The organism is Aquipluma nitroreducens, from assembly GCF_009689585.1.
Taxonomy (GTDB): Bacteria; Bacteroidota; Bacteroidia; order Bacteroidales; family Prolixibacteraceae; genus Aquipluma; species Aquipluma nitroreducens.
In genome coordinates this window covers 2,195,724-2,221,958 of the sequence record NZ_AP018694.1, presented here as the reverse complement: position 1 = coordinate 2,221,958, position 26,235 = coordinate 2,195,724, and the positions used below count along the sequence as shown (strand labels likewise).

Annotated in this window: 25 protein-coding genes; 1 reads left to right on the top strand and 24 read right to left on the bottom strand. The window is 40.2% G+C overall.

Going from position 1 to position 26,235, the window contains the following annotated elements:
• Positions 1-47: 47 nt before the first annotated feature.
• From AQPE_RS09300 to AQPE_RS09280, 5 genes are all read right to left on the bottom strand, one after another.
• Positions 48-1,823: a fibronectin type III domain-containing protein gene (locus AQPE_RS09300; protein WP_318350784.1), complete on the bottom strand. Its 1,776-nt coding sequence runs from the start codon at positions 1,821-1,823 to the stop codon at positions 48-50.
• A gap of 55 nt (positions 1,824-1,878) precedes the next feature.
• A complete protein-coding gene (locus AQPE_RS09295; protein ID WP_318350783.1) occupies positions 1,879-2,619 on the bottom strand; it encodes a fibrobacter succinogenes major paralogous domain-containing protein in 741 nt (246 codons plus the stop codon).
• Between the two features lie 105 nt (positions 2,620-2,724).
• On the bottom strand, positions 2,725-3,468 hold the full coding sequence (locus AQPE_RS09290; RefSeq protein ID WP_318350782.1) for a fibrobacter succinogenes major paralogous domain-containing protein: 744 nt from the start codon (positions 3,466-3,468) through the stop codon (positions 2,725-2,727).
• A 536-nt stretch (positions 3,469-4,004) separates the two neighbouring features.
• Entirely contained in the window at positions 4,005-4,745 is a 741-nt protein-coding gene (locus tag AQPE_RS09285; RefSeq protein WP_318350781.1) for a ThiF family adenylyltransferase, read from the bottom strand.
• Positions 4,738-5,385 (bottom strand): hypothetical protein, encoded by a 648-nt coding sequence (locus AQPE_RS09280; protein WP_318350780.1) that lies wholly within the window; start codon positions 5,383-5,385, stop codon positions 4,738-4,740. The genes AQPE_RS09285 and AQPE_RS09280 overlap by 8 nt, the downstream gene beginning before the upstream one ends.
• A 97-nt stretch (positions 5,386-5,482) precedes the next feature.
• Between AQPE_RS09280 and AQPE_RS09275 the strand changes: the two genes are divergently transcribed.
• A complete protein-coding gene (locus AQPE_RS09275; RefSeq protein ID WP_318350779.1) occupies positions 5,483-6,247 on the top strand; it encodes a response regulator transcription factor in 765 nt (254 codons plus the stop codon).
• 35 nt (positions 6,248-6,282) lie between these two features.
• Here AQPE_RS09275 and AQPE_RS09270 read toward each other — a convergent pair whose 3' ends face one another.
• The 19 genes from AQPE_RS09270 to AQPE_RS09180 form a co-directional block, all read right to left on the bottom strand.
• Positions 6,283-6,747, bottom strand: coding sequence for a hypothetical protein (locus AQPE_RS09270; RefSeq protein ID WP_318350778.1), 465 nt, complete (start codon positions 6,745-6,747; stop codon positions 6,283-6,285).
• Positions 6,748-6,831: 84 nt separating this feature from the next.
• Positions 6,832-8,514 (bottom strand): IS66 family transposase, encoded by a 1,683-nt coding sequence (tnpC, locus tag AQPE_RS09265; RefSeq protein ID WP_318346937.1) that lies wholly within the window; start codon positions 8,512-8,514, stop codon positions 6,832-6,834.
• A gap of 71 nt (positions 8,515-8,585) precedes the next feature.
• Positions 8,586-8,945, bottom strand: coding sequence for an IS66 family insertion sequence element accessory protein TnpB (gene tnpB / locus AQPE_RS09260; protein ID WP_318346938.1), 360 nt, complete (start codon positions 8,943-8,945; stop codon positions 8,586-8,588).
• 1 nt (position 8,946) lies between these two features.
• Positions 8,947-9,312 carry an IS66 family insertion sequence element accessory protein TnpA gene (tnpA, locus tag AQPE_RS09255; protein WP_318346939.1) on the bottom strand — a complete coding sequence of 122 codons (366 nt, stop codon included), beginning with the start codon at positions 9,310-9,312 and terminating at the stop codon, positions 8,947-8,949.
• Positions 9,313-9,361: 49 nt separating this feature from the next.
• A complete protein-coding gene (locus AQPE_RS09250) occupies positions 9,362-9,574 on the bottom strand; it encodes a hypothetical protein (protein ID WP_318350777.1) in 213 nt (70 codons plus the stop codon).
• A 19-nt stretch (positions 9,575-9,593) separates the two neighbouring features.
• Positions 9,594-10,559: a relaxase/mobilization nuclease domain-containing protein gene (locus AQPE_RS09245; protein ID WP_318350776.1), complete on the bottom strand. Its 966-nt coding sequence runs from the start codon at positions 10,557-10,559 to the stop codon at positions 9,594-9,596.
• Positions 10,549-10,911 (bottom strand): plasmid mobilization protein, encoded by a 363-nt coding sequence (locus AQPE_RS09240; RefSeq protein WP_318350775.1) that lies wholly within the window; start codon positions 10,909-10,911, stop codon positions 10,549-10,551. Before AQPE_RS09240 ends, AQPE_RS09245 begins: the two co-directional genes overlap by 11 nt.
• Positions 10,912-11,207: 296 nt before the next feature.
• A complete protein-coding gene (locus AQPE_RS09235) occupies positions 11,208-12,119 on the bottom strand; it encodes a toprim domain-containing protein (protein WP_318350774.1) in 912 nt (303 codons plus the stop codon).
• 311 nt (positions 12,120-12,430) lie between these two features.
• Positions 12,431-13,489, bottom strand: a complete 1,059-nt coding sequence (locus tag AQPE_RS09230) for an AAA family ATPase (RefSeq protein WP_318350773.1) — start codon at positions 13,487-13,489, stop codon at positions 12,431-12,433.
• 3 nt (positions 13,490-13,492) lie between these two features.
• Positions 13,493-13,801 carry a DUF3853 family protein gene (locus tag AQPE_RS09225; protein WP_318350772.1) on the bottom strand — a complete coding sequence of 103 codons (309 nt, stop codon included), beginning with the start codon at positions 13,799-13,801 and terminating at the stop codon, positions 13,493-13,495.
• Between the two features lie 183 nt (positions 13,802-13,984).
• Entirely contained in the window at positions 13,985-14,992 is a 1,008-nt protein-coding gene (locus AQPE_RS09220; RefSeq protein ID WP_318350771.1) for a hypothetical protein, read from the bottom strand.
• Positions 14,993-15,081: 89 nt separating this feature from the next.
• Entirely contained in the window at positions 15,082-16,311 is a 1,230-nt protein-coding gene (locus tag AQPE_RS09215) for an ATP-binding protein (protein ID WP_318350770.1), read from the bottom strand.
• A 104-nt stretch (positions 16,312-16,415) separates the two neighbouring features.
• Positions 16,416-17,489: a phage integrase SAM-like domain-containing protein gene (locus AQPE_RS09210; protein ID WP_449658197.1), complete on the bottom strand. Its 1,074-nt coding sequence runs from the start codon at positions 17,487-17,489 to the stop codon at positions 16,416-16,418.
• Between the two features lie 65 nt (positions 17,490-17,554).
• Positions 17,555-18,286 (bottom strand): IS21-like element helper ATPase IstB, encoded by a 732-nt coding sequence (istB, locus tag AQPE_RS09205; RefSeq protein WP_318346872.1) that lies wholly within the window; start codon positions 18,284-18,286, stop codon positions 17,555-17,557.
• Positions 18,287-18,376: 90 nt separating this feature from the next.
• A complete protein-coding gene (istA, locus tag AQPE_RS09200) occupies positions 18,377-19,915 on the bottom strand; it encodes an IS21 family transposase (RefSeq protein WP_318346873.1) in 1,539 nt (512 codons plus the stop codon).
• Between the two features lie 174 nt (positions 19,916-20,089).
• Positions 20,090-20,401, bottom strand: coding sequence for an Arm DNA-binding domain-containing protein (locus AQPE_RS09195; RefSeq protein WP_449658196.1), 312 nt, complete (start codon positions 20,399-20,401; stop codon positions 20,090-20,092).
• Positions 20,402-20,781: 380 nt separating this feature from the next.
• On the bottom strand, positions 20,782-23,340 hold the full coding sequence (locus AQPE_RS09190; protein WP_318350769.1) for a glutaminase family protein: 2,559 nt from the start codon (positions 23,338-23,340) through the stop codon (positions 20,782-20,784).
• A 272-nt stretch (positions 23,341-23,612) separates the two neighbouring features.
• Positions 23,613-24,311, bottom strand: a complete 699-nt coding sequence (locus AQPE_RS09185) for a DUF3823 domain-containing protein (RefSeq protein WP_318350768.1) — start codon at positions 24,309-24,311, stop codon at positions 23,613-23,615.
• A gap of 44 nt (positions 24,312-24,355) precedes the next feature.
• Positions 24,356-26,227, bottom strand: a complete 1,872-nt coding sequence (locus tag AQPE_RS09180) for a RagB/SusD family nutrient uptake outer membrane protein (RefSeq protein ID WP_318350767.1) — start codon at positions 26,225-26,227, stop codon at positions 24,356-24,358.
• Positions 26,228-26,235 lie beyond the last annotated feature (8 nt).

Sequence of the window (26,235 nt, the reverse complement as noted above, 5' to 3'; positions counted from 1 at the left end):
ACTAGTCAAAAGTTTATTCAATAATTAGAATAAATCATTTAACTTACTTAGTTCTTGATAAACGAATGGCTCTCTTGTCCTTTGCCTTCGTTTATTATAATCTGATAAGTACCAATTTTAAGTGCGGAAATATTCAACGAAGCATTTGGTATTTCTTTACCATAGACTTTGTTCATATATGTAATTCCATTGTTATCAATAATTTTTATCGATTTTATATTCCGTGGTTTTGGACTCGTTGCAGCTAATGATAGCGACGTTATTTCAGGACTTTGAGTTATGCTGATTTCTGATACTGCTGGGTTTGGATAAACCATGTAGTAATAACAGGGATCCTCAGATACCTCTGCATGGCGTAATTCAGATGTTCCACAACCATTTACCATTTCTACATCAACATAGTAAACATGACCACAGTTATCCAATTGACGATTAAAAACCTGAAGGGTACTTGTCGTGTTGCGAATTAAAACACCATCCAAATACCAATTATAAGAAGTAGCAGAAATCATTCCATCAATAGAAGCGGTAAAACGGCTTGGTGGTGCATCAAAATCAATAGATATAGCACCAGGTTTGGGCTTACCTGCGTCAACGGCATAAGTATAGGATGCCACTCCACAGCCTGAATTTATTGTGGCTTTAATCCAACTGGGAACGTTGTCGGTAGCTTTAAATGTTGCTGAGCTCCCGGATGACGAATAGAGGCTAAGACCTGGCCCTGGAACCCATTCAAGACTGCATCCTGAAGGTACGTTTGTTACTGTGAGCATTGTACCTGATGAACAAATGGATTGACTACCAGAAATTGTTGGAACTGGTACTGTTAAAGTTGAAACAGAAAGAGTATTTCCGGCGTCGGAACCAAGACCCGAACTGTTGTATGCGACAACATAAAATTTGTAAACTGTAGCGGAAGTTAATCCATTAACTACATATGAAGGATTTGTGGTTGTTGTAATCAAAACAGGTGTTGAAGGAGTAGCATCATACAACTTATAAGAAGTTGCTCCACTTGAAGCTGTCCAGTTGAGAGTAATATTACAAAAACCTTGCACACTGGAAGACATTGTTGGCGCTGCTGGTGCGGTTGCTACCACTATTTCTTTGGCGTTCGTGTTTCCTGCTATATCGGTGGCGGTTACACTTACCTTGTAATTTACGTTTCCTGTTAAATTTTGGAAGGTATAATAATTATTTGAAGTTGCATTTATGGTCTGAGTCTCTTTAACCGAGTTGTCCGGATTTTTTAAGGTAACCGTATAGCTTTTTATCCCCGAGATACCCGAAGAAGGTTTTTTTGTAGTATAAGTATTTGACATAGCATCGTAACTGCTCCACCCTGAAACATAAATCTTGCCGCTTGAAGGTATGGCAGAAAATGTTGGGAGTTGAGGCACCGAATTATCTACTGTAACTACCTGAGTGGTATAAGTAAACGAATGATTATAATTGGAACTGTCATACGCGTTAAAAGATAAAGGCATTGAGTACTCTCCTTCGCTTGTGTTTGCAGGAATGGTTAGTGTGATCAGAAAGTTAACGCTTTGCTGGGGAGTAATCGTTTGGTTGTTATTATCGATAGCAACCCACGCGGCAGGTATTCCCATGTTATTTTTATTGATGCCCACATTGCAGTTACCAGTCCAAATATTTTTAACGTTTATTTGAAACTGGATACTGGCGCCTGATTTGAGCGGCTGGATGTAGCCAGAACATCCATCTGTAGAGGAAATTGATACTGTAAAATCTGCGGCCCAAACTTTCGGAGCCATGAGAAAGAGAAGCATGGTGGTTAAAACAATTGAATAAATTTTGTTCATTTGAGGTAGTTTTAATTTTTCCCTACTCTGGGTTACGCTTTTCGGGACCCCCGTTTTATTCTTTAATGCAACGAATCGAATATCCATTGACTTTAAAATTCATTCCTTTATACATATAAGTGTCTCTGGTATATAAGTATAGAAATGGAGCAGATACTTCTGAATATAATGATGATGTCCAAAATGAGGCGTAAATACCAAATGGAAACGGGTAACCTCCTTTAAAAAGGCGCCACTGCCCGGGCAATGCCGTAAAGCCACTGCTGTTGTCGGCGTTATTGGGCCCATCCCAGTGCAAAATTCCGGTTTCCTTTAAGTGTTTTGAGGCGATGGTATCGCCGCCAAGGGTTTCTATAAGTATTTCCCAATCAATGACATCAGCTACCCGCCACCCGCTAGGGGCAATATTTTTCGGGTTTTGTGTTACATACCAGTTGTAAAGCCTGCCATAGGTGGCAATCGCAGTAAGGTCTTCTGTATTGTTATAGTTACAATATGCTCCTTCTATTTGGGCAGCCCATTGGGTGGTGTCCTTAATGTTTGGTATGGCTTCGCCGTTACGGTAATGCGTAGCCCGCAGGTTTTCGGCCATCCAAACTTGATCGCCTATTTTTATGGTCTTATAGGTATTCCCGTCGAAGTCTGTTACTGATCCGTAACTTTTTGAGGGGTTAAAAACAGCGGTGGTCTTTCCGTTTAATGGGTTATCTGGCAGTATTGGTTCGGTCTTTTTACAGCCAAGAATAAAAACCAATAACAGAACAGCAATCGAATACTTCCTGAATACTTTTTTCATGTGTATAATTTTGTGTCAGTTACAATAGGTGAAACCAATGTCACTTTTCATAAGAACAAATCTTCAAGCAGTATCCTACTCTATACGCTTTTCGGGATCCGCATTTTATTCTTTGATGCAACGGATGGAATATCCGTTAATTTTATAATTTATACCCTTAAAAATAAGGGGGTCACTCCATGAGCCTAAGGAAAGAAAGGGTGCGGATGTGCTGGAATAGATTGATGATGTCCAAAATGCGCCATAAAGACCAGGTTCAATCGTATAACCTCCTTTAAAATATCGCCAGTTCCCGGGCAATGCAGTAAACCCACTGCTGTTGTCGGCATTATTGGGCCCGTCCCAGTGCAAAATTCCGGTTTCCCTTAAGTGCTTTGATGCAATGGTGTCGCCGCCAAGAGTTTCTATAAGTATTTCCCAATCAATTACATCAGCCACTCTCCACCCGCTGGGGGCAATATTTCTTGTATCTTGCGTTACATACCAGTTATAAAGCCTTCCATAGGTGGCAATTGCAGTAAGGTCTTCGGTATTGTTATAGTTGCACCAGGCACCTTCGGTTTGGTTAGCCCATTGGGTGGTGTCCTTAATGTTTGGTATGGCATCGCCGTTACGGTAATGCGTAACCCGCAGGTTTTCGGCCATCCAAACCTGGTCGCCTATTTTTATGATCTTATAGGTATTACCATCAACATCTGTTACCGATCCGTAACTTTTTGACGAATTAAAAACTGCTGTGGTCTTTCCGTTTAATGGATTATCTGGCAGTATTGGCTCGGTCTTTTTACAGCCAAGAATAAAAACCAATAACAGAACCGCAATCGAATACTTAATGAATACTATTCTCATATGTATAATTTTGAGTCAGTTACAATAGGTGAAACCAATGTCATTTTTCATAAGAGCAAATCTTCAAGCAGTATCCTACTCTATATGCTTTTCGGGATCCGCGTTTTATTCTTTGATGCAAGGGATGGAATATCCGTTAATCTTAAAATTCATACCTTTATATACATAAGCATCTCTGGTGTATAAGTTTAAAAAAGGAGCAGACACATCTGAATACATAGTTGATGTCCAAAAGTTGAGTATACAATAGTTCAATTTTAACCCAAATGATATCAAGAAAAAATAGGACTTTGAGATAAATATCCCCCGAGAATGAGTTTATTTAGTATCTGTCACAGTTTTTGTCACTAATTGCCCAGTTTGATATTGATTTTTGCCCGACAGATATGGGAAATTAACATTTATTAACTAAAATTAATAAACGAAGAAGGTGAACTGTTTCTATTTAGCAAAAAACATACTCGAAAATTGATAAAAGCAATCAGAAAATTAGGACTTTTAGACAAACTAAATTTTTCCTAAACGAGCATTTCTCGCTAAACGGTTTCAAAATATATTTCAGGAAATGTTTTTACATTTTTTTTCAGGCATAAGTCATACATTAAAGTTGTACAAATGGATGCGATCAAAAATGAACCAACTGAAAGTTGCGGAGGAGAAACACCAGGTTTTTTTATTCTGGTGTATTCTTCAATGATACTGGGTAAATAATCGGGAACGCTTTCTATTTGCATTAGTTCCTTAAGAATGTGTTGAGCCATACATAACTCAAAACCTCTATAATCCGTTTGTAATTCAGTTAGTTTTCGGCTGTGTTGGTCAATTACAATCACACCTCCTCCCCAGCCCAAATTGAGCGGATGCAATACCGGGATATTCGCGCCACAGCAAATTTCATCAAACAAAAATGGAATGTCAGAGGTGAAATCAATCGTATTAATGGCCACATCAAATCCTTTATCTAAATAGCCAGTAATATTTTCCTTAGTTAGAAATTCAGTAATTGCTTCAATACGAGCATCTTGATTAATCTGCAATAACCGTTCTTTTAACGATTCAACTTTAAATTTACCAATATCGGTACGGATGTAATTCTGCCTATTTAGATTTGAGAGTTCGACCTTGTCTCCGTCAATGATGCAAATATTCTCAAATCCAAGCCGCAGAGCACATTCAGCTATAACACTTCCTAAACCGCATCCTCCAACCAGAATATGCAAGTTTTTTATTCTCTTCTGGTTTTCACCATTGATATAAAGATAATTTCTATTATACATATTCTATGTTTTTGCTTGTGTAAAAGAATTTCTCGATTCCACGATGGTCGCAATAGATAGGAATGGTTTTAGAGCCTAGATATACCTTAGGAGAGCCTATTATTTTCGGATATAGGCCCAGAAAGTTAAGTTTAGAATATAACTTCTCATCACATTCACAGAAAAATATATTGGAACTATTTTCGAAAACAGGAAGCAAAGCATAATGCATCAAAAGCTTTAATATACTTAGCTTCTTTTGGTTAAGGTCTTTGTTTTTTCGGATCTTATCCTGATCAATAACAAATCTTCCAATATGAAATACTTCCCTTGGTTCAAAATTTAAACCATGAATGAAATATTTTAAGTCAACCATAAAGTCTTTTTCTATTGCCAGCACTGTCGAATAATTCCATTTTTGACATTTTACGGCCGCAATAATTTCACCCTTTCCATCGTAAATGGCATAAAATCTGGAATCTGGTAACGATGCAACATCTTCCAGGTAAATTTTTTTTAACTCTTCTTGCGGAAAATAATGTTGGTTTAGGTGGTGCTTATAATTAACATCTAATACCAGACTGCTTAGTTTTTTTAGTTCTGTCTTTCCTATTATTCTCCAAACAGAAAAAGCATCGAAATTCTTTACTAAATCTTTCATATCTCTTTATTTATTGTTAATATTAGCCAAGCTATTCATACTTTTTGGGTAATGAAATAGGATAAATGGATAAAGTTGAATATCAGCATTTAAGATTATGGACCGTAATATTTCTCATTTTTTTGAGCCGATTAAGGCAACCCAGTACATAGGAAGCGATAACTATGCTCTAGTTGAAGGATATCTAAATGCGCTTAAAGCTATTTCGAAATTATGTGATCTGAGTTATTATATCATTGATTACTATCGGAAGAGTTTCTTTTACGTTTCTTCAAATCCGCTATTTTTAAGTGGATATTCTCAGGAAGAGGTTTTAAAACTAGGGTATGATTTTTACGGAGAGTGCATCTCTAATGAAGATTTATTACTCTTATTCGAGTTGAATGAAGCGGGATTCAAATTCTTTTATGAGTTGCCAGTCGAAAGACGGGAACATGCTACCATTTCTTATGATTTCAAGTTAAAACATAGATCAAATAATAGTTTGGTAATGATCAACCATAAGCTAGCACCATTACTTTTAACTGAAGATGGAAATATATGGATGGCTATCTGTTTGGTAACGCTTTCTTCAAGGAAAAGTTCGGGAGATGTTCACGTAATAATGCGAGACAACCACACACGCTGTGATTTTATTAGGGAAGAGAAATTATTTAAGAAATCTGAGGTTAAAAAGCTTTCAAAAAAGGAGTCTGAGGTTTTAAAATGTATTGCCATGGGGTATAGTATGGATAGGATAGCATCTATAATGCATTTATCAGTTTCAACAGTTAAAAATCATAAAACGAGCATCTTAAAAAAAATGCAAGTGGCGAATATTGCAGAAGCTGTTTTTAATGCAAGTAAACAGGGTATCTTATAAGTTTTTGCTTTTGAATTAGCAGTTGTCAGAATTAGTTAATCTTTAAATTTGTTCTCGTAACCTTCCACTTTTTCTCGAATTTCTTCAATTTTCTTTTTATCCCTCGGATATTTAAAAATCCTCTCAAGTTTGTTTAGATTTTCAGAACTAATCCCGTTAATTGATTTGATGTACCGGTATTTCAGATCATTGTCCTTTAACTGCCAGTTTCTATCGAATTGCCATTTATGACAGCCCAATGATAATAAAATGACTAACGCCATCGAAATCATTGTTAGGGCAGCCCTGCTGTTTCGAAAATCGATGGTAAAAACATGTTCGTTGCGAATAACCACGCTCTGTTGAGACTTTAACTGATTTATCTTTTCATCGATTGGTTTGATTGCTGATTTTAGTTCAGCAAATGCTTTACTAAAATTTTCATTTACCTTGTTAACCGAATATGCCGCAATCTGTCCGAGGTTCTTTATCTGTTCCGGGGTAAACTGTAGCGTAAGCATTCGGTAAACTCCGTTATATTTTCTTAGAAAACCAGCAACCCACTTTCAGAGGTTCTCTAAAATGTTCGGAGAACTTTGAGAGGCTTAGGAGATGGAACTGTTACAAATCTGGTTTTGAAGTTTGAAGTTGTGTGGAAGTAATTCGGCCAGATCCTTGCTGTAATCGTTATCGTAATTGTGGATGTTATTCAGAAAGTATACCAGCCACTCGCGGAAGTTTACTTCGCTTGCCTTGCAACAGCCCAGCATGGAATACATGATTGCTGCATTTTCGGCTGCATCGTGGTTTCCACAGAACAACCAATTCTTCCGGCCTAGGGCAATTGGACGGATAGCATTTTCTCCGAGATTGTTGTCAATTTTCAACCGACCATCCAAATGGTATCGGGTCAACTTGTGGTAAATGTTATAGGTGTAGCGGATAGCCTTTCCGATACGCCCTTTGGGCAAAACTTTGGGGTATTCATTTAGCAGCCATTTTTCGAAGGCTACCATAATAGGATAAGCCAAGCGGGAACGAAGATCGGCGCGCTCGTCATAAGAGAGTTGCTGCTGATCGGCTTGCCTCTCCACCTGATAGAGCAGTCCTATTTGCTCCAGCGCATAAGAAGCCCTGACTTTGTCCTCTGCCAAAGCCTCTTCAAATTTACGCCGGGCATGAGCCCAGCACCCAATGGGCAGAACGCCCTTTTTGTTTTCGTAAATATCGTAAACGGCATAACCATCGGTCTGGATTACGCCTTGAAAATCCTTAAACAATTGCAGTGCGACCTTTTGTGCCCGGGAACCGTGGTCGTAATGAAAAAAGACCAGGTTGTCCATAACCGCACGGATCATCCAGATGTATCCTTTTATCGTGGTGTGCTTTTCGTTATTTATAATCGGGATCGTTGTTTCATCGCTCTGTATATAATCCGAAGCCAGCACCAGCTCCTTTAACCGGTAATAAGTAGGCCTGATCAGGTCGGCTACATCCTGAAACCAGCCGTTAATGGTTGCAGGTGCAATGGATATACCCTGTTGTTTGAACATCTGGATCTGACGATAGAAAGGAAGATGGTTCACATATTTGTCGATGATAATATCAGCCAAAACACTTGCCCCGGCATAGCTTTTTGCTATGGGAAGTACGGGCATGGGAGCTGTAATGATTTGCTTTTCCACATCCTGGCTTTTATCTTTCAACGCATATTTGTGGCGGATGATCCGGCGCACATACCATCTGGCAGATTCGCGTTCCAGAACTTCTGTAATTTCCGGAGCCAGTTCTATCCAATTCTCGAGTTCAATGTGCTGTGGATAAATGTGGGTTTCTTCTCTCGGTAGACTTTCGGGCAGCGGTTTGCGTACCGGATGGTTTTTCTCCTTTACCTCTATAACACGGATGGTCTTGTACTTTTCGATCTCCTCTTTGGCACTGGTTGCAAGTTCCTTTTCTTCCGGAAGCAGGTCAAGTCCCTCAAAATCGAGCTTTCGTTGCAGGGGATCCTCATTGATATACCGTTCACTGGATTTGCCCCAGATCCTTCGCTGGAGCATCTCTATCTGTTGTTTCAGCTTGTTAATTGTTTCATCCAGTTGGCTGATTGCCCGATCTTTTTCGGTAATCAGCTGGTCTTTTCCGACAATTTGTTTTTGGTAAGTGGATCTTTCTGAATCGAAGTTTTCAAAGTTGGAAAGTTGACTTTTAAGCCTGGAAGTTTCCCTAAAAAGCCGGTCACGTTCTTCCAGAATTTGCTGTAAAAAACCCTCTTCTTCAACTGTCATTTTTACTTGCTTTTGATGGCTTGAAGATACTAAATATCAACCGTATAGACAAGTTAAAAACCAAGTAAAATCTACTGTTTCGAAGGTTTTTCCCATCTTTTTTTATTCATTTTTCCATCCGGTGAGGTACCCTGTACCATCAGCATCAACTCCTGCCAGCTGGCTTGAAACGTATTGGTACTTTCATCAAAAACCGGTAGTTTAAAACTGCCCGATTCCAGTTTCATGTGATAGATCACCAAACCACCGCATTCCAAGTGCAGGATTTTCATGCTGGTACACGGGCGGTTGATAAAGATATAAACATCCCCGTCCTGCACGTTGCGCCCCATCTGGTTGGTCACCATTCCGCTCAGGGTGTAAAAACTCCGGCGCATATCCGTTGGGTACGAATACAGGTAATACCGCATTGACGAAGTGAGGCTGAACATCCTACCGGCGCGTTAAAACCAACAGCGACCGTAATATCTGTGGGTCGGGCAAACCGTTCAGCTTTAAACACACCCCATTCGGATAGCTAATCTCACAGGAGATGGTTTGGGGTCTGGCTCCCGATGTTGAAAAGGTTGTCGATTGTACCTGCACCGGGGCTGGAACCCGCGACGACTGGGCTTGCCCACCATTCTCAAAAACCACCGGGATAAATCCACTTTTAGGTGGCAATAGTCCTTTTAGCTTGTGTTGCCAATAATAGAACTTAGCCTCATTCATTTGTTGATTGGCGCAATAATCCCGAATGGTCAGGCCCGATGCCAGAAACTCGTCATAGATGGCCCGGAATTTTTTCTCATTATACATGTCGTTTGTCTTTGAAGTAAAAAGCAAACTTATAGACTGACATGCAAAATTAGTTGACGCACTTCAGCGAATGCTTACACTGTAGCTGGTTAATCCTAACTTTTAGATCTTCAATCAGCGATATGATCTCATCCGAATCAGAAGTTGAATCAGTTTGGCTATTAGTGTTGTGCCTGGCTCTTTGGCTCTGCTCATCTATTTTTTGTTTTAATTCTTCAAACAGTGTATAAACTGCCGAAGAATCCATTTTGCTGCTACCCATAAATTTTGATTTAATTTGGTTACAATCTGTGCCTGTATTGGTTGTCTTTCTTCTTTTTCCTCCTTCGGGCTTGCTCTTTTAAAAAATCAGCCTCGTTTTCATCGTAATGGTGTGATGGGTTCATGAAATCGAACAGTCCTCCCAATACTGAAGCTGCATTTTCAAGTCCAGAAGAAAAATCCATCGTGTTGTCCTGTCGGTTTAGTTGATCCGATTGGTTAGTCGCTGAATGATGCTGGCCTTCACTTTGGTGTAGCTTTTCATTCAGATATAACTGGTAACTGATTTTGGAATAACTACAAGACCGATCAATCTTGGAACCATTAAACTCATACCCATTCTTTCCAAACCGCACTCCCTGGATTTTATCTGTATTTCCGTTTTTTCGGAATTCAATCGTAATACCTGACTGAAGTAATTCTGATTTTAGTTCTTTCCAGTTCTTGGCGTTTGGAATAGCCGATTTTAGGGCATGATAGATTTCGTACTTGGTTTTATCTGGTTCTTTTAACCGGTGTTCTTTCACGTTCTCTTTGCCGGAAGCAATATAAAGTCCGTACTTTTTGGTTAGCTCCATACAAACCCAGGTATTGCGCAACTTTTCATTCTGGTCCGAAATCCGCTTTCCATTGTTATCGATACGATTGATTACGATATGAATGTGTGGATGGTCTGTGTCGTGGTGTCGGGCAATAATGTACTGAGTATCTCTATATCCCATCTTTTCCATGTACTCCAGTGCCATACCAGCCATAAATTGATCGGTCAGCCTGTTTTTATCCTGAACAGAAAAGTCCAGCGAAATATGCGCCACCGGTTTTACTATTTTCGGATTTAGCTTTTGTTGTACAACAAAACTTTGAATAATGGATTCTTTGTCCTTCAGCCTTACTCCTTCAGAATAAATCAAATGAGAATGGTCTTTATCTAGGACATAGTTTATCACGCCACGAAAACCATGTCCTTGTACAATTTTAGCAATCATCTTCAATTTTTTTAATTACGTTATCCAACCGCTCATTTAATGAAAGGCATTGCCTGTGTACATCAGAATACCCGGCAGCATTGGCTTTATGTGCAACCTGGTTAACGTTGTTGGCCATCCCGCTAAGTTGCCGGATATATCCCATCTGTTCCGATGTGAGATGTTGCTTTACCACGCTCGACCGGATACAAAGGCGGATAAATTCACTGCGGTTAATCCCGGCATCACGTGCTTTGGCTTTTAAGGTATAGTATTCTTCAGTGTCCATTTTGATCGTGATTTTATAACCCTTCTTTTCGGCAGGTGCTTTGGGTGGCCTGCCACCGATATTCCTGTTTTTGATTGTTCTCATAATTTGTGATTTAATTGTTCCGATTAGACCGACGGGATGTTTTTAGCCTCGCAGAGCAAGGTATCGGGCAGACCGATACACAAACTTGCTCCTCACTCAGACGGGATAGTTCTGCATGAATAGGACTAATGCTGAATAAATTATCTGATTCTATTCGAAAATGTTTATTTCCATTCATACTTATTTATTTCGGTTCAGAATTATTCATAATTCGCTATTCTGCTACTGGGTTACAGGTCTGGGCACAACACCAACTTACCCCCGATAAAACCAAAGATTGCCCGCCGGATTACGTTTTACCGTTTTAGTCTCGGTTGTTTTAATTTTTGAGGTAAGTCCAAGGTCTTTTTCTTCTGGCAGAGGTAATCATTCAGGTCATTGTGTTCCCGGTATGTGGCAGACATATCTTTTACATTTTGTCCGCATTTCTCCTGAATCTCAAGGAAAGCCGAAACTCCGGCCTTGTCATTGTCTAAATAGCAATACTTCTCTTTATAATTTTCGATAACACTTATTGCTTTGGAAACGTTAGCTACGGAATTTAGGATAATGTAATCCTGTTTACGTATGCTGCCTAGACCAGGAGATTGTTTCTGTGCAATGGTAAGAAATGAAAGGTAGTCCATAAATCCCTCAAAAATGCAGCAGGTATCTTTCCCGGCCAGAATATGGGTAATTCCCTTTGGGGACAAAGTTCCCTGAAAGTACTTGTTTCTCAATTCGAATCCGCCGAGATTATTTTCAAATCCAATGGCAAAATAAGCCTTGCCTTTGGTTCTGAAATGTACCTCTTTACAGGTCTTTCTGGCTGAGATAATATGAATCTGACGATCCTTCAGGTATTGAATTAGTGCGAAGTTTTCAAGAAGTTTAACCCGAATATCCTCGAAATAAGGTAGATTTTCCTGCTGGCGAAAAGAAAGAGATTGGGGCTTAATTTCCAAAGCTTTACCTGAAAGGATTTGAAGTGCTTGTGAAACATTGTCAGTTTGGTTTTGCTCCAAGATAAAACTGATAATATTACCGCCTTTACCCAGTCCGAAATCATACCATTGATTTAAGGCAAGGTTTAACTTGAATGAGGGTTCTGTTTCATTTCTGAAAGGTGAATAGTACCAAAGACTGTTCCCTTGCTTTTTGCAGGGAGTTATTCCGATGGATTGCAGGTATTCTGCCATGTCTATGTTTTTTGCTTCACTGATATTCATGTTATTAAAGTTTAATGTTTGATTAATTGAATGAATGATTGTTGTATTGACACATTGACGTGCTGTTGTATTGTTGTACCAACGTACTGATGTACCTATGCACCAACATACCAATGGCTATACATACCATCGTATTTATATCCGTATCTTTTTCTTTTGGCCTGCCTGATTATTTGATAAACCCGGAATGGAGTTTAGTTAAGCGGTTTAACCTAAACCAAACCGGAACCCTGGTACGATAAACCGGTTTAAACTCCTTAAACAGGTTTAGTATGGTTTATTATATATATACCCAGACTAAACTAAACCGGTCAAAAGTGAAAATCAAGGTTAAACCGGTATGATTTATCGTCTTTGAGAATCATCCGTTTATTTTCCAGGAATACTTTCAATAATTTGGCTTTGTTTACACCAAAAGAATAACCAACCAGAGCATAACTTTTCTGTAACTTATCAATCAGGCTGCTGTACGAGATCAGTTCAGCATCAGCAAATAAGTTTTCCAACGCTTCTTGGTGCCTGGCTTCCGGTACTTCGTGATAATCGAAGCCTTTTTGAGAAGCGGCTTGTTTGGGATGATAATCTTCCACAGGTTCAGGTAATCCAATGCTGTTGATCCGGAAGGCAAACGGGTTAAAATCGATATCCCGGATATACATGGATGATACCGAACTGATGTCTTTGTCAAGCTCGTCTTTGGTAACCTGCAAAACGGTTTCAGCTTTGTTGTTCAGTTCTGTTCCCAGATGCCCGCGTGTATTGTCATCCCCTTTGTTCAGGTGTAGAACCGTGTGGATATGTACCAACCTTTCATCTGTCCATTGCATCAGTTTGGTAATCAAATCGGTTGATTCGCCCGGACTATTAATGTCGTAAGCCAGGTCGCGAATTCCGTCAATGATCACAAGCCCTAAACCTTCAGTATGGCAGATTGCCTCTTCGATGATGGCCAGCCGTATTTTCGGGGAATACTTTCGAAGAGAAAGGAACTCCAAAGATTCAGGTTGCTGGTCTAAAGGAAGATCGGCCAGTTTCAGTATTCGTTTCAATATTCGCAGGCAATGAAAGGCGCTTTGTTCGGTGTCGGCATACAGAATTTTGCGTTTACCCTCCGGCAGAGAGGCTGAATAATTCAACACCGTACTGTTGGATAAAGCAGCCGCAACAATAGCACAGACATTGAATGTTTTCTTGCTCTTGGCCTTACCGGTTGAAGCACTGAAATTTCCCAAAGTACAAATGATTGAATCGTCAACCTTCACAATTACAGGCGGAGAAACAAACTCATCTGTTATTAAAAGCCGGGATTTTTGCCAAAGCTCGGTAAAGTCGATCACTGTGCCTGATTCCGGTTGTTTCGACTTTATCATTGCCTACTTCCTTCCGCCGGATTTGCGCCCGGCAAGTTCCAGCGCCAGTTCTGCATCCACAATAATTTTCCGGCCGATCTGAGTAATGGCTTTGTCAATCTTCCCGCTTTGCTTGATCCGGTTTGCCGTTGGAGTACTGCATCCGAATAACCGGGCAATACCTGCAATTCCATATACATACTTCTTTTGTGGGTTGGTAACTGCGGTTGCTGCCGATTGTACCTGCTTGGATTCCGAATTTTGCTGAAGGAATAGGAACTCTTCCCCTGTCATTTGCCAGATAGGCTTTTCTTTTAAATCTTTAATGTTCATATCAAATTAATTTTACGTGATACATAACGATAGTCGGCCGGTCTATCAATCATGCCGCAATATTAATTTGAGTTTCCTGGAGTATCAGTGAATCGTAGTTTTATGGAGTGTTAGTTATTGATAGTCATTGATATATAAAAAATATAGGTGATGTAATTTCGTATTGCGACCGCTACCGGTTCATTAAAATGGATAGTTATGAAATACTATTTTGTATTCATTTAGAAGCGGCACACGTCTTTTCCTTTCAAAGTTTTGCCCAATGGTGATATGATATCGGGATTCAAAAAACGCTTTTATTTTGGGGTCTTTGTTGGGGAGAAAATAGTTATTATCGAGCATTCCGGCCAAAAACGTAACCAATCTTTTGATGTCCGGTTTCCCGTTTTCATGGGTTGAAATCCAACGCAGTTCTTTATTCTGGTTTTCTTCCTTCAGATATTTATCAGTTAAGAGCCTTCTTTCCAGTATCAGGAACTTCTCAAACATTCTTGTCCTGAAAATCGCATCAGGTTCAGCCACTTTATCTGTCTGGTCATTTTTAACTAAAATGCCATTAGAAATATTTTGTCTGAATGATTTTACCTGACTCTCAGCAATCACATCCTTTTCAGGAATATAAGCATTAATGAATGCTACAAGTTCTTTACCTAGTTGGTAAATGCCAGGGAAAAAGTTTTCACAAAAGGGAGCAATCCTGTTCCGTTCTTTTTCTTCTTCACCGGATAATTCGTTTAATTCCTTTCGTGTCTCATCAATCAGCATCTGCCTTTCTACTTCCGAAGGATAAGGATACGTTTTTATCAGTTTCAGATCTTCTCCCAGTGAAACTCTTTTGTCTTGATAATACAGCAAAGATTGCTCGATAATCTTGAGAGCATTCAGATCTTCCAGGATTGTTTTATTATTCTCAAAAAGAGAGATATTCTCCCTTAACAACACAAGTAAAGGGGTTGTAACAACTCCAGCTTTTTCTGCTGAACTGGCCAGAATAAGGTTTAAAAGATTAGTTTGGAAGACATTGGACTCTTTGTTTTTATTGTAGAACTTGTATAGGAACTTTTGAGAAGATAGATCTCCTGAATCAGGATTCTGAATCTTATTTCTCAGCAGACAATTAACCTCTTGCCATGAAGAATATATAGCCGAAAAGTACTCGATAACTGATTGAATGTTTTGAAATTGTTCCATGCCTGACACTTATTTCAAATAATAACCTCCATTTTTCAATGCCCATAAAAATTCTCGGCATTGGGGAAGAAACTCCCTAATATTGCTCATTATAATATTTTAGGTGTTAGAGTAGAAGATAAGAAATCACGTATATAGATGTGCTCTACTCCTTCGTAACTATTCTCAAAAGAACGCTCACCTGAAACAACAATTTTAGGATAATTATCTTTTATTCTTAATAAGTTGCCAAATTCGCGGGTAATTGTTGTAGGACTTGATAACTCGATTGCCACCTGGACATACAATGTTTCTCCACCTCGTGTACAAACAAAATCTATTTCTTCGGTAGATAGTGCACCTACCTTAACATCATAACCGCAAAATAGAAGATGATTGCAAACATTGTTTTCCAATCGTTTTGCTCTGTCTTGTGGTTTATATCCTGCGACTGCGTTCCTGATACCCATATTCTCAAAAAAATATTTTTCTCCGCGCTCAAACAGCTTCTTTCCGACAATATCGTAACGGCCTATCCGATGCACTACAAAAGCTTCCGCCAGCGAATCTGCATATTCCGAAACCTGATTGGGTGATATTTTGACTTGCTGACTTTTGAGAAAATCACTTATACTGTTTGATGAAAAGAGGCTACCGACATTATTTGCTAAAAAACGGATGAGTTGTTCAAGAAAAGCAGTGTTCCGTATCTTCTTACGCTCTACAACATCGCGCAATATGATTGTTGAATATACGCTGCTGATATACTCCATAACTATCTGTTCTTCCAATGGCAGATGTATCAGATAAGGCAATCCACCGAAATGAAAGTATTTTTCAAGTGAGTTATCGTCATTGGATAGTTTGTGAAAATTCAGAAATTCAAGATAGGATAAGCTGTAAATTCTAAATTCCACATAACGGCCTCCAAGTTCATTTGCCAAATCACTGGAAAACATCTCTGAATTGCTGCCTGTGATATAAATATCGTTATTATCGTCTAGGGCAAGTGAACGAATGGTTACTTTGAAGTCTGCAATCTCCTGAATTTCATCGATAAAGATGTAATTTTTCCTGTCGCCGACCAACCTTTTCGAGATATAGTCATGCAGCTCCCGGTACGAAACAACATCTATAAATTCAATATCTTCTTTATTGATATAAATGACATTGGCATTTTTATCCTCATTTTTGATCAGTTCAATAAGTTGAAACAGTATAAAGCTCTTACCCACACGGCGGTGACCTATCATTACTTTAACAATAGGAGTACGCATGAAAGGTTTTATCCTCTCAATATAGGTATCTCTGTGGTGCAGTACACTTGGAAATTTAGTCATGCTATTTTAAAATTACAATTATAATATCGTTCAAATATATAAAATATTTTAATCATACTTATAATACAACAAAGAGAATAGTTTTATTTGATTTGTGATTTAAATCAAAGCTGATTGAACTTACTCATTGCATTGGCTTTTATTTCGTCAGCAATATCTATATAGGGCTTCATCGCCTTATAATCGCTGTGCCCTGTCCATTTCATTACTACTTGTGGCAGGATCCCCAGAGATAAAGCATTGCAGATAAATGTCCTTCGACCGGCGTGTGTGCCCAAGAGCGCATGCTTTGGTGTAACTTCATCTATCCTTTGATTACCTTTATAATAAGTCTCACCCACGGGCTCATTTATTTCAGCAAGTTCGGCCAATTCTTTCAGGTAGTCGTTCATTTTCTGGTTGGTAATTACTGGCAAAACTTTATTGTTTTCGAAATGAACATCTTTATATTTCTCCAATATGGATTTACTGTGTTTGTTCAATTCTATAATCAGGCTGTCAACAGTTTTTACTGTCGTTATTTCTATGTGATCATCCTTAATATCACTTGTTTTCAGGTTATATACATCAGAATACCTTAACCCGGTGAAGCAGGTAAACAAAAACACATCCCGAACCCGTTCCAAATACTGTTTATTTGCCGGAATTTTATAATCACGAAGTTTGTTTAGTTCTCCCCAGGTTAAGAAGATTACTTTCTTTGGTGCATTTTTTAGTTTGGGATTGAATGATTCAATGGCGTTGTTATTATGACGTCCTTTTTTAAGTCCCCAGCGAAGAAACCATTTGAGTAAGCTGATTTGTTTGCCAATAGAACTGTTTCTCATGTCCTTTTTATCCCGAAGATAATTTACAAACTCATTTAACCCGGATTCGCTCAAGTCCTCAAATGTAAGGTCGGATTTGAATTTGTTTAAATGAGTTTTTAATGCTGAGAATTTTTTATAGGTAGCGTCAGTCCAGTTGTTTTGCGTACCACATTCTTTTAGAAATTCATCAAAAATATTCATAAAAGAAACTGTGGGCTTTTTTGCTTCTGTTTCTTCAGGATTACTTGTTTTGTTTCTCTTAGCAAATGCAGTTTTAAGTTGTTCGGGGGTAGGAGTGGATTTGCCGGTTAAATTGACCAGTCCGCGCCGTTTTATATTGACCACCTTTCGCCGGAGTAAATTGACCACCTATTTTCAATATTGAGAACGATCATTTCCTTGTTTTGATTAGAGTTATACAAAATTAGATTTATTTATTCTGATTCAACAGTTTCTACGATTTTGTTTCGTTGTCTTCTTCGTATTGATTCTCCTACAAGTTCCATTCGATGAGCATCATGAACAATGCGGTCAAGTATTGCATCCGCTATTGTTTGTTCTCCGATAACCTCATACCATTGTGCCACTGGCAACTGAGAGGTTATAATGGTTGAACGGTTTCCGTGACGATCTTCCACGATTTCCATAAGTACCGACCTGTTTGATGCATCAAGCGGCTGCAAGCCAAAATCGTCCAGAATCAAAAGATCCTGTCTTTCTATCTTTGCAACTTCTCTGATGTACGAACCATCTGCTTTGGCCATTTTTAATCTTGTAAACAGCTTTGTAGTGTTGGCATAAAGTACTTTGAACCCAAGGGTACAGGCTTGATTTCCGATAGCAGAAGCAATGAAGCTCTTGCCTATTCCGGTACTCCCGGTGATCAGAAGATTCTCTTTTCTTCCGATAAAAGTACACTCAGCCATACGCATGAACTGATTTTTGTCCAGGTTGCGATCTATATCAAAGTGCAACTGCTCAATGTTGGCTTTATAACGGAACTTTGCATTGCGCATTTGCCTCTCTATGCGGCGATTGTTACGATCATCCCATTCGGCATCAATAAGCATCGATACCATTTCATCGCCTGTCATTTGAATCATGCTGCCATTCTCGATGCTTGTTCTAAAGGCACGAACCATACCGAAGAACTTCATCTGTCTCATTTTTTGAAGCGTTTGCTCATTCATTTTATTCGATTTAAGGTTAAACAATACCCGGAGGGGTAGCCGTTACAGCTTTCCTCCGGGGAGATATTACCGGTAATAGTTTTTACCACGTATGTTCAGGTGAGGGGGCATTGACTGATCAACATGCTGCTGATCATCAACGTTTCGGTCAAGTCCTTTTTCAAGGATTACCCGGATGGTCTGATAGCTGTAATCGCCATATTGAAGTGCACGCAGACAAGCATTGTTAAGCCGCTCTTTTCCGGCACGTACCGAAAAACTTAAAACTCCCTGGCAGGATCGATAGGTCTGCTCCGGATGCTGCCGGGCATTTAGCAACTGGATAATATATTCTTTTGTTTGAGGGCCTACCTCTGCGGCTCGTTCGATAAATTTATCGGGGTTCCAGTCGCTCATGAAGCGGTGCTGCGAGGCCAGATGATCTGTTATTGTTGTGTGTCCAAAAAGGTGCCTGTTCCTTTTGTGCACTGCAATTCGCTCGTAGCGGTGATAAATTTCAACCTCAGATTGGCTGTAAAGCAAGGTTACCTTCTTGCCGATAAAATGGTAAGGAACACTGTAATAATGCTTATCCTCGGCAAGGCAGACGTAATTGTTCTTCATCACAGAAGCGATATAGCGTCGCTTCAACTCATATCTCTTTTCAGGTAAAGGGTGCAAAAAGTGTCGTTCAGTATCTTCGAATAACTGTCGCCTGCTGAATGGCCTTCCTGTAAGCGGCCTGTTATTATGAGCTTCCAGTGCCTCCCTGATCGCGCTATTTAGCAGTTCAATGCAAGAATATACATTACCCTTTAAAATGCTGTAAATCGAACGGTAAATGATTTTGACGGCACCTTCTACCAACGCTTTGTGTTTGGGTTTATACGGAGCTGCCGGTAAAGCCGCCATCGAATAATAGCTTACGAAGTCACGAAAAGCCTCATTAAGTGTTGGCTCATAACGATTACTCTTGATTACCGCCGATTTTAAGTTATCCGTAACGATGGCATTAGGAACACCTCCGAAGTAATGTAATGCATTTTCGCAGGAGTTGATGAAGTCTTCCTTCTGTTGGGTATAACTGGCCTCTACGTAGGTCAACTGGCTTGCACCCAGTATGGCGACAAAAACCTCTACCTCTGTGATGTCTAATGTTTCCGGATCTAAAACCTTGAGTTTTTCGCCTGCATAATCAACATACATCTTCTCCCCGGCCTTATGCTCAATGTGCATAACCGGATTACGAACCTTCTTCCAGAGAAGATAATAATGCTTGAACTGTGAAAACCGATAGCCTGCAGGATGCTGTTCAAAATATTGCTCCCAAAGCTTCTCCTTGGTGTTTCCCCGGATCTTCAATGCTTTTTCCATGGTGGGGAAAAATGCTTCCAGAGATTGATAACGCAGATCATTCTCAATATGATTGCGTGGAACCATATCCAGAAACATCTGCTCAAGTTCAGTGTCACTCATCAGTTGAATCTCCTGGGGCGATTTGCCCGAAGCCAGGAACAACCTGATATACTTCTTAACACTATTGCGGGGAAGACCTGTCCGTTCCCCGATGGACTGTTTACTTACACCCTCGGTGTAAAGCCTGATAATGCTTCTTACCTTGCTCATAATGATTAGTTTATTTGACATTTTGATTATATTGAACAAAGCCAACTTAATCATAAATGCCCGCTAATCAACAAGGATAAATCGTTCTTAGAGGGTGGTCAATTTGCTCCGGCGCAACCCAACCATTTTGACCGGCGGAAGGTGGTCAATTTGTTCCGGCGAACACTGGATATTTTATCCGGCGTGTCCAGTAGGAGTAATATTCTTAACCTCAAATTCCTTAAAAATATTCTGAATATCGGTATAGTATTTTAACAAGTCAGAATTGATTTCAGATGAGCTTTGCTTAAGTTTGTTCGTACATCCGTTCTTTACCCGTTGTTTGTCTGCGTCCCATTTGGATTCATCTATTCGGTATCCGGTGCTAAATTCGATCCGAGTTCCACCATAGATAACACGCATCCGGATTGGAACATTGTCAGTGACCAAAACGTCGATTTTCTTTCGTCTTTCTAATGTGAAAATGATGTTTCTTTTGATATTCATATTTGGGTATGGTTAAAATTACACCCAAATATACACCCAATTTTTAATATATCTAAGAATACTTAGAGATATTTAACTTAAATAAAAATGATTTAATATGCTTATTGATAGTCATTTGATATTTTATGAAATTTAATGACGATTATTAAAAAAGTCCCGGTGAGACTACAAAGCATCATTAACTATCAATTAGTTAATGATGCTTTTGTTTTTGTGGAAGCAAAATTTATTACGAAATCTCATGTTCTGGGATTTCGTAAATACTGTAAATTAGAAGTGTTAAACTGCATAAAAAAGGATCGAACTGAAATCTATCAGTCTGATCCTTTTTATTGATATGAATTCTGCACTGGATATCACATGATTGCGAACGCGTGCTACTATTTTTTTACTGATTTTTGTTCCAGCATTTTCATGAAATATCCGGCAACAACTGAACGGGCCTGAAATCCGACCTGTTTGGCATCAGTTGTTTCGTACCAGTCAGTCATCGGAACACGGGTAGGTGATTCGTTGAAACATTTGTGCAGCGGATCGATAAACTTCTGGAATGTTTCCTTGTCGTTGGCAAGGGTTGCTGTCCACATAATCCAGTCGGATTTAGTGTAGGTTTTCCGGTTGTCTAAAGGCAATCCGTAAGTGTTTTGCTTGGTCAGGTAATAGGCAATTTCCTTTTGAGCCACTGCAGGATCGAAGATGTTAAAGCCGAGAATTTTGTCCCAAACCAGGTTGTATTTCTGGCTCCAGGTTCCGGGTTGATCAAATGTCAGGCGGAAATGATCGCCATCGTTAGCCATTTCGACCCATTTGCCAGCCATTTCTTTAGCCTGAGCAGTGTATTTTTCAGCAATGTCTTTCTTACCCAACATGTCGGCCAGTTTTCCATAGCTTGCTATACCCATGATGGCTTTTATTGAAAGGTTGGTGTTGTGCGCAAAGTGGCCGGCAAAATCGTCGGTACACAATTGGTTTTCAGGATTTAGTCCGTTTTCTACCAGGTAATTAGCCCAAACGGTAAGCACTTCCCAATGTTTTTCGGCGAAAGTGGCATTGCCTTCGGCTTGAGCAATGGCAGCAGCCAAAACCAGCATATTTCCTGATTCTTCAACCGGCATGTCTCCACCATACGTTTGACCGTTGGCCAGTGGATAAGTTCCCACATCGTGAGCAGCAAATGGTTTGTTCCATTTTCCGCTTTCAGAAAAATAGAAAATCGGGTTCATCATTCCCTTCAGCAAATCGGGATTATAAATCAGGAACAATGGGGCAGACGGGTAAGTTAAGTCAACCGTACCAATCGATCCGTTACTGAAGTTTTCTTTCGAAAGGAAAATGGTGTTGCCTTCTTTGTCTTTAAACAATTTGTGGGCGGCAATCGACTGGCGGAAAGCCAACACGCAGAGTTCTGCATAATTTTCGCCACCGGCTTTTACGGCATCGTTCCACATTTCATTATCGAACTTAGCACAGGTTTCAACCAACTGGTCGTATTCGGTATTGGCGGCTTTTAGGGCATCGTCCATCGTTACTTTTCCATCTTTTTTCCACCAGGCCATGCGGTTTTCATTGAAGTACTGAATGGAATACAAATCATCGTATCCAATCATGATTTTGCCGTTTGATCCTTTGTCAGAAACTTTGCCCAATTGCTGAGCACAAGCCATAACAGGCATATTAGGAACCATTTTGGTGGTCATTTTTTGTTCCCCTGTCGATTCCAGAATTCCGGTGGCTGCGAAACCCTCTTTAATTGCCTGATATCCGCCTAGCGAGTAACTCATTTCAGGAGTTTTGGCGCCGCACAGGTAAAAATATCCCCAGTCAATCCGGAGATCGTCGCCTTTTTTAGCCAATACCGGTTGTTCGGTTGTTCCGGTCTTGAAGTAGGTAAGTCCATCAGTTTCGCCTTTTTCGATCGAAACTTCCTGCGAAATAGTATTGACGGCCCATTCCGGAGTAGCTTCGAAGTAAATCTGAACATCGTGGTCTTTTCCATCGGTCGATTTCACGTCGTAGCTCAGGTAGCTTACCGGGCGCGAAAGCACATCCGGATTTTGGGGCAAAAGCGGTGTCATAAATTCCAAGTTTAAATCAACCGATCCGCAAGCGAATATATATTGTGTTTTTGTGGCCGACATAGCAACCGATTTTTGTATTGCGGCCTGTGCAAATATTTCCTGTTTTTCGCTATCCTGATAAATACCAAAATCGACCAATCCACCGCCGGTTTTGTTGTGGCAATGTGCTGCAATTACATTTTTGCCACCTTTTATCAATAGCTTTTTCAATTCACCATCTAAAGGAAGAACTGCATTGTTTTTCCAGGCATAGCCCGTATCAACTAATTTCTGACCGTTCAGGTAAAGTTCAAAATTGTCGTCGTGCGAATAAATCAGGTAGAGTGGGGCATCAGTCAGATTTGCATCGATGGTGAATTCGCGACGAACCCAAATATCCGGAGTTTCCCAGGGAGTTACCAAATCTGGCATTCCGGAAGTACCGAAAGCGCCTTTCCCGGCAGTCCATTTTGACGCATTGAAATCAGGTTTTTCCCATCCACTGGCAGGTTGGGTCAAACTGAAAACACCATCCCAGGCACCTTGGTTAGCCATTGGCAGAACTGCTTTTCGGGGTAATTCTTCCTTACCCAAAAAGCGGTAAACCTGTCCGTCAACACGAATGGCGCCGATCAGTCCGTGGCGTTTGCCTGTCCAGTGGCGAACAGCATCATCGTACAAATGATCTGCTTCCGACCAGGCGCTGGTGTACGGATCGATGGTGACCAGCGGATAAGCCGGAGCACGCAGGTTTTTGGTCATCGTTACCACCGGCGTGGCCTTTTTTGTTTCAGCGCACGAAGCGAGCAGAAACAAACTTAGAAGAATGAAATAAAAAGGGGATTTTGTTCTGAAGATTTTCCCCGGGTGGTTTTTACTCATGGTTTAATTTATTTGGTTTAAAATTAATCTTTCTATTTTGATTATCGAATCATTGTTAATTAGTCTATGATTATCAGTGTCTTATTTTCATGAAATGTAACATTGTTTTATTCTTATTGGTCTGAATTTAGATACAAACGACGTGACAATGCTCCAAAATAAGGTAATAAGGTTGTTTTTTGGTGTAAATGTATCACTACCAAGGTTAAAAAAGGCCATCTCAATATTCAAGAATATCAAGATGGCCCCGATTTAGTTGGTAATGCCTATTGTTATAAATTTACTTTCACAACCGGCGAAAAAATCATGTCCTCAACACCGGCGATTTTTAGGCCGATGCGGGCAAAAACATAATTTTGAGTAGGTGTAAGTGTTGGTACTGTAGCTTTTAGTGTTACAGTTGTTCCTGCAGTAAACGAAGCACCATCCAGTTCGGACGAAGCAACATTCGAACGGAAATCAACAAACTGAGTTTTGTTTACATACAGGTTAACGCGCTCAATGTTTTTTGCGTTGGCATCTGTAATGATTTTTTCAGCTTTAAATGTACCGGTTACTTCGCGGCCTGCAACCGTAAATTGAGGGGTGCGGATCATGTAATATGGCATAACCTCGATGTCCATTGTTTTGCTTCCGCTCAGGTTAACCAGAATCGTATCCGATTTGGTTTCGGTGTTTGTAATGCTGCGGAATGGTCCCTGGTTTGAAGGGATAACCAATTTGTAGTTGGCATCGAAAAGCATGGCTGAAAAAGAACCATCCTGATCGACTGCAACATTAATTTCGCCTTTCTTTTGCCATCCTGGTTCCCATAACTGAAACGTAACATCGTTGTAGCTAACGTTGATAGCCTCGCCTTTGTAAACCAGTTTACCTTCAAGCTTTGAACCAGGTTCGTCAAAATTGTCTTTCTGGCACGAAGCAAGGAAGCTGCCAATGACGCCTAATGCTATAATTAATTTTAATTTCATATCTAAAGAAATTTATTGATTTTGAAAATCGTTTAACTGAACGGTTACTCCTGGTTAGGATTCCGGACGATTAGCGGATTGTTATTCCTGATTGTGCTGTTAATTTCAGAATAATAATTGCCTAAACGGAACCGGTGGGCATTGGTAACCTGAGCAGGAATGATTTTCTTGAAAATATATTTGCCATCGTTTGCACCACCTGGGTTATAATATTTGTATGGCCACATTCCGAAAACACGCGTACTTACTTCAGTAGCTTTTCCAGGGTCGTTTGTCAGTGGAGTAGAAACTCCGTTCCAGATTACGTGAGCCAATCTCCAGCGTTTCATGTCCCAAAGCTCGTGTCCTTCGAAAGCAAGTTCCACTTTACGTTCGTGAACGATACGGTCGAAAGTGATGTCGGCAGCTGTCAATGGAATAACCAATCCAGCACGTTCGCGAACAGTATTCATGTAACCGGCAGCTTTGGCTTTGTCGCCCAATTCGAAAGCAGCTTCGGCCGCATTCAGGTAAACTTCGCCTAAACGGTAGCGGATCCACCACACTTCGCTGTTCACACCACGCTGGCCTGAACCTACGGCCAAGTCCATGTATTTGCGAACATAGAAACCAGACTGAGCGCTGAATTCAAGACCGTCAATCGGGCCATCCCAACCAACAACATATTCAGGAGCAGATTTGCCGGGAAGAGTTTTGCGGGTTCCAAAGTTATCGCCATTAATAACAGTTCCGTCGGCCAATAAGAATCCAGCCCAAATGTCGAGTTGTTTTCCTTTGTAGTACGAACCCGGAACCATTACAGTACCTTCCAAACGTGCATCGCGGCCAGCAAACATGTCTTTCGGATTAGTGAAATAGATGTAATCGCCATTGGCCTGATTGGTCTGGAAAGTATCGTAGGTGTTATCCAGTTTTTCAAACGATTGAACCAAATTTAATGAAGGATTCAAACGTCCGCCTTCCAAATCTTCTGCCTGCGACCAAGGTTGGTTAACCAGTGTCCAGCCTTCAACTTTACCACTTTTCAATTTGAAATCTTTTACGAAAATTGCTTCCGGATTCGATTTGTCGATGAAAAGATTAGCGAAGTTTTCAGAAAGATTTTCTTTTTTCTTGTATAACGAATATTTACCACCGTTAATTAATTCTTCAGCAGCAGTAAGGGCTTTCTGATAATAACCAGCAGCCAAATCTGCAGGGATCCCAACTTCGCCGCCAGGTAACGATACCGTTGGAGTTGTTGCACCATATTTAGCAATTGAAGCAGCGTACAAACAAACGCGTGATTTCATAGCTAAAACCAACCCTTGTGAAGCGCGTGATTTAGTATTTGGATCATTCGGTAAATCGGCTTTAATGGCATCCAATTCTTTAATGATGAAATCGTAAACTTCAGCTTCTTTATTACGTGGTTTGCGCAGGTACGATGGGTCGCCACTGAAATCGTAAGTCATCGATTCAGTAATAATCGGTACTCCACCCATACGTTTAACCAGTTCGAAATAAATGTTGGCACGGATGAAACGTCCTTCAGCAAGGAAACGTGCTTTGGTTGACGCATCCAGTTTGTCGGCAGTACCACATCTTTCAATAAACAGGTTTACTTCACGGAGCAAACCGTAATCCCAGTTCGACCATTCGCCGTAACCGTAATCCTGGTTTTTATGGCGCCAGTAGTCGCCGCCGTTTGATGCAAATCCTTCGTCGAAACTTGCAAAATCCCACCATCCCTGAAGTGTTTGGTATTCAGGAACACGGTCGTATAAGTCGGCAACAACAGAGAGCACAAGGCTGGGGTCGTTCCATATCTGGTTATCCAGAAGAATATTAGTTGGTGATTTGTCCAAAAATGCCTCATCATTACAGCCCCAGGCAAGGGTGACGAGCATGATTGAAATAAAAATATATTTTTTCATTGTATAAA

Excerpts from the sequence above, each read along its gene's own strand:
- AQPE_RS09300 (WP_318350784.1), bottom strand. The coding sequence starts at position 1,823 with ATGAACAAAATTTATTCAATTGTTTTAACCACCATGCTTCTCTTTCTC.
- AQPE_RS09295 (WP_318350783.1), bottom strand. The coding sequence starts at position 2,619 with ATGAAAAAAGTATTCAGGAAGTATTCGATTGCTGTTCTGTTATTGGTT.
- AQPE_RS09290 (WP_318350782.1), bottom strand. The coding sequence starts at position 3,468 with ATGAGAATAGTATTCATTAAGTATTCGATTGCGGTTCTGTTATTGGTT.
- AQPE_RS09285 (WP_318350781.1), bottom strand. The coding sequence starts at position 4,745 with ATGTATAATAGAAATTATCTTTATATCAATGGTGAAAACCAGAAGAGA.
- AQPE_RS09280 (WP_318350780.1), bottom strand. The coding sequence starts at position 5,385 with ATGAAAGATTTAGTAAAGAATTTCGATGCTTTTTCTGTTTGGAGAATA.
- AQPE_RS09275 (WP_318350779.1), top strand. The coding sequence starts at position 5,483 with ATGGACCGTAATATTTCTCATTTTTTTGAGCCGATTAAGGCAACCCAG.
- AQPE_RS09270 (WP_318350778.1), bottom strand. The coding sequence starts at position 6,747 with ATGCTTACGCTACAGTTTACCCCGGAACAGATAAAGAACCTCGGACAG.
- tnpC (WP_318346937.1), bottom strand. The coding sequence starts at position 8,514 with ATGACAGTTGAAGAAGAGGGTTTTTTACAGCAAATTCTGGAAGAACGT.
- tnpB (WP_318346938.1), bottom strand. The coding sequence starts at position 8,945 with ATGTTCAGCCTCACTTCGTCAATGCGGTATTACCTGTATTCGTACCCA.
- tnpA (WP_318346939.1), bottom strand. The coding sequence starts at position 9,312 with ATGTATAATGAGAAAAAATTCCGGGCCATCTATGACGAGTTTCTGGCA.
- AQPE_RS09250 (WP_318350777.1), bottom strand. The coding sequence starts at position 9,574 with ATGGGTAGCAGCAAAATGGATTCTTCGGCAGTTTATACACTGTTTGAA.
- AQPE_RS09245 (WP_318350776.1), bottom strand. The coding sequence starts at position 10,559 with ATGATTGCTAAAATTGTACAAGGACATGGTTTTCGTGGCGTGATAAAC.
- AQPE_RS09240 (WP_318350775.1), bottom strand. The coding sequence starts at position 10,911 with ATGAGAACAATCAAAAACAGGAATATCGGTGGCAGGCCACCCAAAGCA.
- AQPE_RS09235 (WP_318350774.1), bottom strand. The coding sequence starts at position 12,119 with ATGAATATCAGTGAAGCAAAAAACATAGACATGGCAGAATACCTGCAA.
- AQPE_RS09230 (WP_318350773.1), bottom strand. The coding sequence starts at position 13,489 with ATGATAAAGTCGAAACAACCGGAATCAGGCACAGTGATCGACTTTACC.
- AQPE_RS09225 (WP_318350772.1), bottom strand. The coding sequence starts at position 13,801 with ATGAACATTAAAGATTTAAAAGAAAAGCCTATCTGGCAAATGACAGGG.
- AQPE_RS09220 (WP_318350771.1), bottom strand. The coding sequence starts at position 14,992 with ATGGAACAATTTCAAAACATTCAATCAGTTATCGAGTACTTTTCGGCT.
- AQPE_RS09215 (WP_318350770.1), bottom strand. The coding sequence starts at position 16,311 with ATGACTAAATTTCCAAGTGTACTGCACCACAGAGATACCTATATTGAG.
- istB (WP_318346872.1), bottom strand. The coding sequence starts at position 18,286 with ATGAGACAGATGAAGTTCTTCGGTATGGTTCGTGCCTTTAGAACAAGC.
- istA (WP_318346873.1), bottom strand. The coding sequence starts at position 19,915 with ATGAGCAAGGTAAGAAGCATTATCAGGCTTTACACCGAGGGTGTAAGT.
- AQPE_RS09195 (WP_449658196.1), bottom strand. The coding sequence starts at position 20,401 with ATGAATATCAAAAGAAACATCATTTTCACATTAGAAAGACGAAAGAAA.
- AQPE_RS09190 (WP_318350769.1), bottom strand. The coding sequence starts at position 23,340 with ATGAGTAAAAACCACCCGGGGAAAATCTTCAGAACAAAATCCCCTTTT.
- AQPE_RS09185 (WP_318350768.1), bottom strand. The coding sequence starts at position 24,311 with ATGAAATTAAAATTAATTATAGCATTAGGCGTCATTGGCAGCTTCCTT.
- AQPE_RS09180 (WP_318350767.1), bottom strand. The coding sequence starts at position 26,227 with ATGAAAAAATATATTTTTATTTCAATCATGCTCGTCACCCTTGCCTGG.